This window comes from Enterococcus sp. DIV0682, assembly GCF_051712685.1.
GTDB lineage: Bacteria > Bacillota > Bacilli > Lactobacillales > Enterococcaceae > Enterococcus > Enterococcus faecalis.
In genome coordinates, this window is record NZ_JBIOPK010000001.1 from 2779395 (window position 1) to 2791087 (window position 11693).

Below are 11693 nucleotides of genomic sequence, written 5' to 3' on the forward strand. Positions count from 1 at the left end.
AAATGTTTGTTGTCTTGAATTGAATCAAGACGCCCTACACATTTGGTTCGTCTATTCTTTGTTCAGTTTTCAAAGGTCTACGTTACCTCGCAGCAACTTTTACATCATAACAAACTTTCGTTTGAATGTCAAGAACTTTTTTGAAAAAGTTTTTTAAGTTGTTTCGCTCGGTTGTTGTCGTCTGTTGTGACAACTTCTATATCTTATCATCTCGCTTGTTATTTGTCAACAACTTTTTTGTTGTTTTTTCAAACTTTTTTCGAGAGATTTGAAATCAAGAATTGTTATTTAATTATTGATTTCTGAATCGCTCAGCTGTGTGACTCGCCTTGCGACATGTAATAATATACCAAGATTTCAAGCATTGGTCAATCATTATTTTCACTTTTTTTAAACTTTTTTTCAATACCGATTATTATGATTGGTATAGGTATTTTCGTTCGCTTTTTACCCCCTTTCATCCTTTTTTGGCTATAGTTTATTAACTTTTAGCAAAATCTTCTAAATTTATCGTAATATATCAAGGATTTTGTCCTTTTTAGCAATTATTTGTTAAAATATGGAAAAGAGATTTTTTTATATATGGAGGAAATGAACGCTTATGAAAATTTTAGTTGCAGATGATGATAAAGAAATTGTAGAACTATTGAGTATTTATATTCATAATGAAGGATACGAAGTCGTGAAAGCTTATGATGGAAAAGAAGCATTATCCAAATTGCACACAACACCAGATATCGATTTATTAATCTTGGACATTATGATGCCAATCATGGATGGAATGGAAGTAGTGAAAGAACTTCGAAAAGAATCGCAAATTCCAATTATTATGTTAACAGCAAAAACAACCGATATGGATAAAATCAAAGGCTTAGTTGCTGGTGCAGACGATTATGTCACCAAGCCTTTTAATCCTTTAGAAGTAATGGCTCGGGTGAAGTCTATTTTACGTAGAAGCCAAATGCAATTAACCAAAGAAGAACCCGATGAATTAGAAGTCGGCCCATTAATGATTAATAAGGACTCTCACGAAGTCAAAACAATAGAAGGAAAAGAAATTCAATTAACCGCTCTTGAGTTTGGTATCCTCTATCTATTAGCTAGTCATCCAAATCGTGTGTTTAGTGCGGATGAAATTTTTGAGCGTGTGTGGCAACAAGAAAGTATTGTTTCTGCTAAAACCGTGATGGTTCACGTCAGTCATTTAAGAGATAAGATTGAAGAAGCAACTGGTGGAGAAAAAGTCATTCAAACAGTGTGGGGAGTTGGATATAAGATCGATGCTCGTTAAACCTAAAAAGATTGAAAAACAAAAACGAATTACCTTAACTTCTAAAGAAATCAGCGAGTTATTAGCAGAAGCAATTGTGACAATTGTTTTATTACTACTATTAAATGTCTCAATTATGTTCCTCTTAGGACAACTACTTAGTGAAAACTCGCCCTTAGCTGGTGTCATCTGGGCCACTAAGGATGCGGTCGCTAAAGAATTAAATACTGATTTGTTTTGGAGCTGGAATAAATTTGTCTTACCCATTTTCTTTTTAGTAGATGCAGCTGTTCTCTATTGGCGCTTAATTCGTCGCTACCATCAAATGCAATTGCGTCATATTATCAGTGAGTTACATTACATCGCTGATGGTAATTACAATCACCGCATTCCGTTTGAATTAAGTGGTGATTTAGCAAAAGTCGTGACGAGTATTAACGGTCTAGTGGATAGTACTGTCGCAGCCATTGAAGATGAACGGCGAATTGAAAAATCAAAAGATGAATTAATTACGAATGTCAGTCATGATATTCGAACACCGTTAACTTCTATTATTGGTTATCTGGGATTGATTGAAGATCGTCAATTTCATAGCCAAGAAGATTTACTGAAATATACGCATACCGCTTACGTCAAAGCGAAACAAATGAAATTATTAGTTGATGATCTTTTTGAATATACAAAAGTCCGTCAACCAAGTGTACCGATTCATACGACGACTTTTGATATGGCACAATTAATTGAACAGCTTGCTGCCGATTTTGAATTGGAAGCGAAAAAGATTAATATGCAAATCCAAGTAAAAGCCAATCCAGCTTCTTTAATGATGGAAGGCGATACGGAAAAACTAGTCCGAGTCTTTAACAACCTTCTTTCAAACGCTTTGAAATATGGCAAAGGTGGCCATCATATTGTGATGGAAGTAGACAAAGTCGGCACCGAAGCAATTATCGCTGTTCGCAATGATGGACCAGCTATTCCTAAACATTCTTTAGATCAGTTATTTGATCGCTTCTATCGTGTCGAAGAATCCCGATCACAAGAAACGGGGGGTACTGGTTTAGGTCTGGCTATTGCACAAAGTATTGTTGCTTTACATGGTGGATATATTTATGCGAAGTCTGATCAAAAGTGGACTTCCTTTATTATTCATCTACCCTTACAGCGTACCAACAAGAAATCAGAGAGTTAATTGACATCCCTGAACTTTTTCGGTATTCTATAGAAAAGAGAAAACTAAGAGAAAAAGTATTTATGGCACTGAATTCCAGAGAGTTTGCGGGGGTGCGAGCAAACATTCATCTATAAAGAAGTCCGTCTCTTCCAGGTGTCCAGCGAAATAAGTTGGAACGGTCTGCAGCCGTTATCTGCAAATCAAGGGCAGTAACATTACTGAACTTGGGTGGTACCGCGAGATTTCCAGTCATTTCGTCCCAAGAATATTTATTTTTGGGGTGAGATGGCTTTTTTGTTGTTTTCTACAACAGTTATTATTGATTATGTACTAATTTTAAGGAGGAAAAAATATGTTAGATGTAAAAATGATGCGTCAAAATTTTGACGAAGTAAAAGCAAAGCTACAAACCCGTGGCGTGAAAGAAGAAATCTTAGTGGAATTTCTGCGTTTAGATGAAAGTCGCCGTGATTTATTAGTCAAAGTCGAAGAAATGAAAAAATACCGGAATGATGTGTCTGCTGAAATTGCTCAATTAAAACGAAACAAAGAAGATGCAACGGCCAAAATCGCGGAAATGAAAGAAGTCGGCGGCAACATTAAAGCGTTAGATGCAGAAATTAATGCTATTGACGAAGAGCTACGTGGGATCACAACTACTTTACCGAACTTGCCAGATGATTCTGTGCCTGTTGGTGCTGGTGAAGAAGAAAATGTAGAAGTACGTCGTTGGAGTGAACCAAGAACTTTTGCTTTTGAACCAAAACCACACTGGGAAGTCGCTGAAAACTTAGGCATTCTAGATTTTGAACGTGGTGCCAAAGTAGCTGGTAGCCGTTTTGTTTATTACAAAGGCTTAGGTGCTCGCTTAGAACGTGCGTTATACAACTTCATGTTAGATTTACATGTTTATGAACATGGCTATACAGAAATGATTACGCCTTATATCGTTAATGACACCGCCATGTTCGGAACTGGCCAATTTCCTAAGTTTAAAGAAGATGTCTTCCAATTACAAGATACGGATTTAACGTTAATTCCAACTGCGGAAGTCCCTTTAACCAATTACTACAACAATGAAATTCTAGATGGCAAGGATTTACCGATTTACTTTACGGCCTTGAGCCCTTCTTTCCGTTCTGAAGCTGGTAGCGCTGGTCGTGACACACGTGGGTTAATTCGTTTACACCAATTTAATAAAGTCGAAATGGTTAAATTTAGTGATGCAGAGCATTCTTATGAGGAATTAGAAAAAATGACGAATAATGCCGAAGAAATTCTGCAAAAACTGGGATTACCTTACCGTGTCATGGCTCTTTCAACAGGTGACATGGGCTTCTCAGCTGCGAAAACTTATGACTTGGAAGTTTGGATTCCTGCTCAAGAAACGTACCGTGAAATCAGTTCATGCTCAAACTGTGAAGATTTCCAAGCGCGCCGTGCGATGATTCGTTACCGTGATGAAAATGATAAAGTCCAATATGCGCATACACTCAACGGTTCTGGTTTAGCCGTAGGACGGACAGTCGCTGCTATTTTAGAAAACTACCAAAACGAAGATGGCTCTGTGACTGTACCAGAAGTCCTAGTTCCTTACATGGGTAACCTAACAGTTATTAAATAAAGGGAAGATGAAGGTCGTTGTCTGATATCAGATAACGGCTTTTATTCTATAGGAAAAGGAGCCTGTAACAAAAATCCAAAGTGATTTTTGTTACAGGCTTAAAAATTGATAAACGGCGGAAACAGAAGCAACTCCTTCATTCTACAGAAAAAGAGGCAGACGTCGAAATGATGTCTGCCTCTTTTAAATTTCAAAAAAATCAGCTTTTATTTTATTGAACAGAATAGTTTGGTGCTTCTTTTGTGATTTGAACGTCATGTGGATGTGATTCTTTCAATCCGTTACCACTCATTTGAACAAATTGTGCTTCTTCACGCAACGCTTTCAAGTCTGCTGCACCGACGTAACCCATCCCTGATTTCAAGCCACCGATTAATTGGAAGACAATATCAGAAACGCTTCCTTTGTAAGCGACACGTCCTTCGATTCCTTCTGGCACTAATTTATTTGCTTCATTGACACTTCCTTGGAAGTAACGATCACTTGATCCTTTTTCCATTGCGCCCAATGAGCCCATGCCACGGTAAGTTTTGAAACGACGGCCTTGATAAATTTCAAATTCGCCTGGAGATTCATCTGTACCTGCTAACATACTTCCTAGCATTACAGCATGGCCACCAGCAGCTAAGGCTTTCACGATATCACCAGAATATTTAATACCGCCATCGGCGATAATTGCTTTACCATATTCTCTAGCTACAGAAGCAGCATCATAAATTGCTGTTAATTGAGGAACACCAACACCAGCAACGACACGTGTTGTACAAATTGAACCAGGTCCAATACCAACTTTGACAACGTCAACGCCGACATTATACAATGCTTTGGTTGCTTCAGCAGTGGCAACATTACCAGCAATTAATGTTGCTTCAGGGAACGTTTCACGAATTTCTTTAATTTTGCGAATAACGCCGGCACTATGGCCATGTGCAGTATCGATAACAATCGCATCGGCACCTGCTTCTAATAATGCTTCCGCACGTTCGAACGTATCACTAGTGACACCGACTGCTGCCGCTACAAGTAAACGACCATGTTCGTCTTTGGCAGCATTTGGGAATTCAATCACTTTTTCAATGTCTTTAATTGTAATTAAGCCACTTAAGCGACCTGCTTCATCAACGATTGGTAATTTTTCGATTTTATGTTTTTGTAAGATTTTTTCTGCATCTTTTAAAGATGTGCCTACTGGCGCAGTGACTAAATGATCTTTTGTCATGACTTCTTCGATTTTGATTTGGTAGTCGGTTACAAAACGCATATCACGGTTTGTAATAATTCCGACTAATTTACGGTTTTCCATTGTTTCTACAATTGGCACACCGCTAATACGGTAACGACTCATTAATTCTTCTGCATCCGCTACTAAGTTTGTTGGTGTTAGAAAGAATGGATCAATGATAACGCCGCTTTCAGAACGTTTGACTTTACGTACTTCGTCTGCTTGTTGGGCGACAGTCATATTTTTATGTACGACACCTAGTCCACCTTGACGAGCCATCGCAATTGCCATATTACTATCTGTAACAGTATCCATACTGGCACTCATCAATGGAATATTTAACTTGATATTTTTAGCTAATTGTACACTCATGTCTACATCATTTGGTAAGACATGGCTTTCTGCAGGGATTAATAGCACATCATCAAATGTAAGACCTTTTTTCGCAAATTTTGTTTCCCAATTTGACATTTTTTTGTCCACTCCTCGACTTAATTTTATATATGAAAATAACAGATAATACTAAGGAAGTCAACTAGATTTGTTTAAATAATCAATGAGGAATAAAGGACAAAACGCCAAAATCGGTTTGTCCTTTATTCAACTCTTCCTAATTAAGGTCCTACTTTCATCGTTGTTCTTTTATCTTGTGTTTCTTTTTTTGTTGTAAAAATCGGCTAAATCCAAAACCACCAACAGAAAGTAAGGTAATCATTGTCCCTATTTTTTGCACTTTTGTTCTTTGGTAACGGATGTCGACATGTCCTGTACCAGATAAAGAAAGAGCGGTTAAGCCTCCTTGATTGGTTAGGCTCATTTTTTTAGCGCCCGTTTGGTTTTTCATTTGAATCGTGGCTTGATAGCCTAAGTAATAAATAAAAGGAACGGTCACCTTCGCTGATTGATTCACCACTTGGTAGTCAAATGAAATTTTCCCATAAGGCATTCTAACATTTGTAATGGTTACTTGTTCTGCCGAATAATCAAGTGGTCGTTTTTTCTGTTTCAATAATTCCTGATAATTGATTTCATCTGGCAAATATTCATGGCCCGCACCGATATAAAAAGGCGCTGGCTGCTCATACTCAGCTTTTGTTAACAGGCGGCCTTGTTGTGACTGAATACTTTGATATTGATAAATGCCCAAATTGCTGATGGCAAGGAAAACCAACAAAGCCACGGTCCAAGATTTACGGAAAACGCCCCATTCGTCTTGTGCAATGAAAAAAGCGAGCATTACAGAAAGAATCCCTAAAAACCGCCAAGGAAACTGAATTGTATTTAAAGGCGTGTGGTTCAGCCAGTGCCAAGGAAAAAGCGTGGTAACCATCAATAAGAGTACCAGCGTCAAACCAATAAACCGTTTGTTCTGAATTTTTTTGCTGGCAAGCGAAACCACTGCTACAACAAGCCCCACAAACAAAAGGGTTCCTAGATTCGCTGTTTTCGCGTGAAAAACACTGCTCTTTAAACTATTAATGAAAAGAGAAACAATAGGATAACTTCTTTCGGAAATATAAGTGAGTGGATTGGACGTAACTTTAAACACTTGATTTTTCATTTGTTCAGCAACTGGTAAAAGATAAAAGGCCAGCCAAAGCAGCGTCAAACCTGCAGCCTTCGCTAATGCCAACAGGACCTCCTTTTTAAAAAACTGCTGCCAATAAAACAGAATGTATAACCCAATCCAAATAGAAACCATTTCAATAGAAATAAAGTGAGCCAACCCAATCCCAGTCATCGCCAGCGTTAACAACGGCCAACATTTCGTGGTTCCCTTTCGTAATAAAAACAGGCTCGCTAAGACCAACGGAAAAAAACTTAGCGCCAAAAATTCTCCTAACGCTTGGCGATTAAACAAGTCTTGCATGCGGTAAATAGATAAGCCATACAAAATGGCAAAGAGATAGCTTCTTTTTTTAGAGAGCGCCATTAATCGGCCTGCATAATAAGTAAGACTAAATGTTGCCAAGTTTACCGCAAAAACAAAAATCGCCATACTAGCGACAAAGGAAATCCCCAGAACACGCAAAAGCGCAGGTAAATAAAGATACGCATCTGGATAAAACAAACTAGAGGCATAGCCATAGCCTCCCAAGAAAAAATAATTGATTTTAGGAAACCAGTCGTTGTTTTTAATTGCTAATGCGAGACCTTCCACCCGATTTTGATGAAAGCGGAAATCACTTGCTCGTAAAAAATTCTCTTGAAAATAGACAAAATAGAGAGAAAGTCCACTTAATAAGAGAAAACTAATAAAAATGAGTAGCCGGTCGTGTTGACGGCACCAAGACTTCACTTGTTGTCCCATAAGAGGCTCCTTTCTTTAGCAAACTTCTGAAAACAGAAGCCTGGGACACTAGTTTTTTCGACTAATCCCCCAGGCTTTAACTGTTAAAACGCTCTATTGAGAGAGCGACTTTGCTTGTTGCAGTTTCTGCGTCAGCCGAGCGCATTCACAATTGAGCGCGCGCCGTTTATTGACGTGTCATGAAACTACCTTGAATATTGTATTTTTTCTTGAAGAAATAGCGTGCTACAAAGGCTAACGCACCGATTACTAAAGCAATCATCGGATCTAAGATGGGATTGATCACTGGTGGTAGCATCGCTGAACCAGCGAAAACTGCAATCCACAAGAACATCCCACCAAATAGAATGGCGGTCGTTTTTAACCAACCAGGACGTTTGCTTTTGTCGCCACCTTGACGATCAAAACGGTAAACATATTTGTGCATTAGATAGAAAACATAACCCCCAGCCATCGCACCTAAGATATATGTGGTTAATCCGAGAGGTTGTGCGGTTCCTTTTGAAAATAGAGACATCGCCGCTAACATGATTGTTAATAAACCAAGTAATAGTAAGGTATTGTCGAGCCAAATCATCCAGCCCGCTGGTTCTTTGACTTCTGCTGGTTTATTTAAAATTGCTTCCGTCCGTTCTGAAACAGTGCCAAATAACTGACGGGCTGTTTTACCTGTTTTTTGACCGGCTACTAATTCTGGCAAAATACCGTGTAGAGCCAATGCTAGCTCTTCTTCAGATAAATTAGCCGCTTTTAATGATTTTTTTAAGTCAAAAATGTATTGTTCATTTCTTTTAGTCAAATTCTGTTCTAATTGACGATTCTCAGCCACGATTGCTCGTAATGCTTCTGCTTCCATAGTTGTATCCTCCTCACCCTCATGTAGAGGGAACCTCTTTCTAAACGGCTGAATGGCCTTAAATATGTGGGCTTATCCCAAAACAAATTGCTTGTTGGGCACATTTTTTTAAACGTTAAAACGGAACAACATAACATCGCCATCTTGAACGACGTAGTCTTTTCCTTCTAAACGAACACGGCCCGCTTCTTTGGCAGCTTGCATATTGCCATATTTATCTAGGTCTTCATAAGAAACTGTTTCCGCACGAATGAAGCCTCGTTCAAAGTCACTGTGGATAATCCCAGCTGCTTGAGGTGCCTTGATTCCCTTACGGAACGTCCACGCACGAACTTCTTGTTCACCAGCTGTAAAGTAGGTAGCTAAGCCTAACAAATCGTACGCCGCACGAATCAATTGATCTAAGCCAGATTGTTCAATGCCCATTGCTTCTAAAAATTCAGCCTTGTCTTCTTCAGAATCTAATTCAGCAATTTCTTCTTCTGCTCGCGCACTAACCACGATTACTTCCGCATTTTCGCTGGTTGCAAAATTACGAACTTGTTGTACATACTCATTGTTGTCTGGGTCTGCCACTTCATCTTCTGAAACATTTGCTACATAAAGGACCGGCTTTGTGGTTAATAAGAAAAGAGATTTAACAATTTTCTCTTCTTCTGGCGTAAATTCAATCGTACGAGCAGATAAACCTTCTTCTAAAACTGGTTTAATTTTGTCTAAAACAGCTAATTCTTCCACCGCTTCTTTATCTTTTGCTTTCGCCATTTTAGCCACGCGAGTATAGCGCTTATTGATTGAATCTAAATCTGCTAAAATTAGCTCTAAATTAATTGTATCAATGTCTGCTAAAGGATCAACGAAATCCGCATCTCGATTTTGTTCACGCATGATATTTTCGTCATCAAAACAACGAACCACGTGACAGATTGCATCTACTTGACGAATGTGACTTAAAAACTGATTTCCCAGCCCTTCTCCTTTGCTGGCACCTTTAACAATTCCGGCGATGTCTGTAAATTCAAACGTTGTGGGAACTGTTTTTTTCGGTTTTACTAGTTCTGTCAAGCGTTGTAAACGGGCATCTGGTACTTCAACCATGCCGACGTTCGGATCAATCGTTGCAAAGGGATAATTTGCAGCTTCTGCTCCTGCTTTTGTAATTGCGTTAAATAGGGTCGATTTACCAACGTTTGGTAAGCCGACAATTCCAGCTGTTAGTGCCATTTGTTTTCCACTCTTTCTCTCAGTCTATTCTCTTTTCTATTAGAGGCATTAAAGCATTAGTCTGCTTTTTTCTCGATTACTTTTTTTAATTTTTTAGTAAAATCACGACGCGGCATCATGACAATATGCCCGCAATTCGTGCACTTGATTTTGATATCAGCGCCCATGCGAATGATTTGCCAACGATTTGCTTGGCAAGCATGCGGCTTTTTCATTTCGACAATATCGCCTAAATCATACATGTTCCAAGCCTTCTTTCTTCTCTTACTTATATAAAAATACCATGATTACAATACCATTTTTTACCGAAACTAGCAAAAGGATTTGTGACTTTCTGTCTTACTTTCTCACTTTGCTTTTTATTCCTCGTCAAAATGAATATCTAAAATATCTAAAATTCTAGCCAAATCCGAAGAGGACAAGTACTCAATTTCAATTTTTCCTTTGCCTTCTTTTTCTTGAATCGCTACGGTTGTCCCAAATTTATCCATTAAGCGGTCTTCACTTTCACGAATATAAATGGGTTTTTCCTTGATGGCTTTTTTCGCTTTTTTGCCCTTTTTGCCTTGTGTTTCGTTTAATTCAGCGACAAGTTGTTCTAATTGTCGAACCGTTAAATTGTCTTTAATACAACGATTAGCTAATGGCAATAGCTGTTCTTTGTTCTTCAAACCTAATAACGTCCGTGCTTGACCCATTGACATGCTTTGTTTTTGAACCATTGCTTTGACCGCATCTGGTAAGGTTAGCAACCGTAAATAATTGGCAATATACGGACGACTTTTTCCCAAACGTTCTGCGACTTCCGCTTGTGTTAATTTCAAATTTTTCATTAGCATTTCATAGGCTTCTGCTTCTTCTAGCGGATTTAAATCTTCCCTTTGTAAGTTTTCCAAAACAGCAACTTGCATCATGGATTCTTCATCAAATTCGCGAATAATTGCGGGAATTTTTTCTTTGCCGGCTAATTTAGAAGCCCGGAACCGACGCTCACCTGCAATAATTTCATAGCCTTTAACTGCCGATTTACGGACAATAATCGGTTGAAACACACCGGAATGTAGAATCGAGTTTGCAAGTTCTTGTAAAGAGGTTTCATCAAATGTTTTCCGCGGTTGGTAAGGATTGGGACGAAGTTCGTTTAATAGAATTTCTGTCACTTGTTCGTTCTTAACGTCGACATCTTCTAGCTTTGCGATATCTTGAAACAAGGCATCGATGCCTCTGCCTAAACCTTTGCCTTTATTCATTCTCCAACACTTCCTTTGCTAGTGCTTGATACACTTCGGCACCTTTTGAGCGAATATCATAGTCAATGATTGGTAAACCATGACTTGGTGCTTCGGATAAACGGACATTTCTTGGAATAATCGTGTCATAGACTTTTTCACGGAAATATTTACGGACTTCTTCCACGACTTCGGCGCCTAAATTGGTCCGAGCATCGTACATGGTTAACAAGACCCCTTCAATTTTCAATTCAGGGTTAAAATGTTTTTGAACCAAGCGAATCGTATTTAGCAATTGACTCAAGCCTTCTAATGCGTAATATTCACATTGAACAGGAATTAGAATCGAATCACTTGCTGTAAAAGCATTGATTGTTAAATGCCCTAGAGAAGGCGGGCAATCAATTAAAACGAAATCATACATGTCTCTTACTTCATCAATTGCTAATTTCAAGCGCGATTCTCGAGCCATCATTGAAGTTAATTCAATTTCGGCGCCTGCTAATTGAATAGTTGCAGGGACAATATCTAAATTTTCACGGCTGGTATGTTGAACCACGCTAGTGATTGGTTCTTCATTTACAAGGACATCATACACATCGTGTGCGACATCTGGTTTAGGGACACCCATGCCACTGGTAGCATTTCCTTGTGCATCAATGTCGATCAGTAAGACTTTTTTGCCTAAGTTTGCTAAACATGCGCCTAAATTTACAGTGGTCGTTGTTTTACCAACGCCGCCTTTTTGGTTCGCTACAGAAATAATTCGTGTCATGTGTGTGC

At 38.7% G+C, this 11693-nt stretch carries 10 protein-coding genes and 1 other annotated feature; of the genes, 3 read left to right on the forward strand and 7 right to left on the reverse strand.

Annotated elements, in window-relative coordinates; translation table 11 throughout:
• Positions 1-601: 601 nt before the first annotated feature.
• The 3 genes from IGK96_RS13470 to serS all read left to right on the forward strand — a co-directional run bounded on the left by IGK96_RS13470 (position 602) and on the right by serS (position 4068).
• Positions 602-1291 carry a response regulator transcription factor gene (locus IGK96_RS13470; protein WP_002355963.1) on the forward strand — a complete coding sequence of 230 codons (690 nt, stop codon included), beginning with the start codon at positions 602-604 and terminating at the stop codon, positions 1289-1291.
• Complete coding sequence (locus IGK96_RS13475) at positions 1281-2462, forward strand: sensor histidine kinase (RefSeq protein WP_002363566.1); 1182 nt, start codon at positions 1281-1283, stop codon at positions 2460-2462. Before IGK96_RS13470 ends, IGK96_RS13475 begins: the two co-directional genes overlap by 11 nt.
• 40 nt (positions 2463-2502) lie before the next feature.
• Positions 2503-2709, forward strand: a binding site (T-box leader).
• 87 nt (positions 2710-2796) lie between these two features.
• On the forward strand, positions 2797-4068 hold the full coding sequence (serS, locus tag IGK96_RS13480) for a serine--tRNA ligase (protein ID WP_002355965.1): 1272 nt from the start codon (positions 2797-2799) through the stop codon (positions 4066-4068).
• A 211-nt stretch (positions 4069-4279) separates the two neighbouring features.
• Here the strand turns inward: serS and guaB are convergent, their stop codons facing one another.
• From guaB to IGK96_RS13515, 7 genes are all read right to left on the reverse strand, one after another.
• A complete protein-coding gene (gene guaB / locus IGK96_RS13485) occupies positions 4280-5761 on the reverse strand; it encodes an IMP dehydrogenase (RefSeq protein ID WP_438756276.1) in 1482 nt (493 codons plus the stop codon).
• 157 nt (positions 5762-5918) lie between these two features.
• On the reverse strand, positions 5919-7601 hold the full coding sequence (locus IGK96_RS13490) for a 6-pyruvoyl-tetrahydropterin synthase-related protein (RefSeq protein ID WP_002387419.1): 1683 nt from the start codon (positions 7599-7601) through the stop codon (positions 5919-5921).
• A 166-nt stretch (positions 7602-7767) separates the two neighbouring features.
• Positions 7768-8457 (reverse strand): DUF1129 domain-containing protein, encoded by a 690-nt coding sequence (locus IGK96_RS13495; RefSeq protein WP_002363563.1) that lies wholly within the window; start codon positions 8455-8457, stop codon positions 7768-7770.
• A 108-nt stretch (positions 8458-8565) separates the two neighbouring features.
• Positions 8566-9681, reverse strand: a complete 1116-nt coding sequence (gene ychF, locus IGK96_RS13500) for a redox-regulated ATPase YchF (protein ID WP_002355971.1) — start codon at positions 9679-9681, stop codon at positions 8566-8568.
• 56 nt (positions 9682-9737) lie between these two features.
• Complete coding sequence (locus IGK96_RS13505; protein WP_002355974.1) at positions 9738-9923, reverse strand: DUF951 domain-containing protein; 186 nt, start codon at positions 9921-9923, stop codon at positions 9738-9740.
• Positions 9924-10040: 117 nt separating this feature from the next.
• Entirely contained in the window at positions 10041-10931 is an 891-nt protein-coding gene (locus tag IGK96_RS13510; protein ID WP_002355975.1) for a ParB/RepB/Spo0J family partition protein, read from the reverse strand.
• Positions 10924-11685 carry a ParA family protein gene (locus tag IGK96_RS13515; protein ID WP_002355976.1) on the reverse strand — a complete coding sequence of 254 codons (762 nt, stop codon included), beginning with the start codon at positions 11683-11685 and terminating at the stop codon, positions 10924-10926. Before IGK96_RS13515 ends, IGK96_RS13510 begins: the two co-directional genes overlap by 8 nt.
• Positions 11686-11693 lie beyond the last annotated feature (8 nt).

Bases quoted from the DNA above. Each gene is read 5' to 3' on its own strand.
- IGK96_RS13470 (WP_002355963.1), top strand. From the start codon at position 602: ATGAAAATTTTAGTTGCAGATGATGATAAAGAAATTGTAGAACTATTG.
- IGK96_RS13475 (WP_002363566.1), top strand. From the start codon at position 1,281: ATGCTCGTTAAACCTAAAAAGATTGAAAAACAAAAACGAATTACCTTA.
- serS (WP_002355965.1), top strand. From the start codon at position 2,797: ATGTTAGATGTAAAAATGATGCGTCAAAATTTTGACGAAGTAAAAGCA.
- guaB (WP_438756276.1), bottom strand. From the start codon at position 5,761: ATGTCAAATTGGGAAACAAAATTTGCGAAAAAAGGTCTTACATTTGAT.
- IGK96_RS13490 (WP_002387419.1), bottom strand. From the start codon at position 7,601: ATGGGACAACAAGTGAAGTCTTGGTGCCGTCAACACGACCGGCTACTC.
- IGK96_RS13495 (WP_002363563.1), bottom strand. From the start codon at position 8,457: ATGGAAGCAGAAGCATTACGAGCAATCGTGGCTGAGAATCGTCAATTA.
- ychF (WP_002355971.1), bottom strand. From the start codon at position 9,681: ATGGCACTAACAGCTGGAATTGTCGGCTTACCAAACGTTGGTAAATCG.
- IGK96_RS13505 (WP_002355974.1), bottom strand. From the start codon at position 9,923: ATGTATGATTTAGGCGATATTGTCGAAATGAAAAAGCCGCATGCTTGC.
- IGK96_RS13510 (WP_002355975.1), bottom strand. From the start codon at position 10,931: ATGAATAAAGGCAAAGGTTTAGGCAGAGGCATCGATGCCTTGTTTCAA.
- IGK96_RS13515 (WP_002355976.1), bottom strand. From the start codon at position 11,685: ATGACACGAATTATTTCTGTAGCGAACCAAAAAGGCGGCGTTGGTAAA.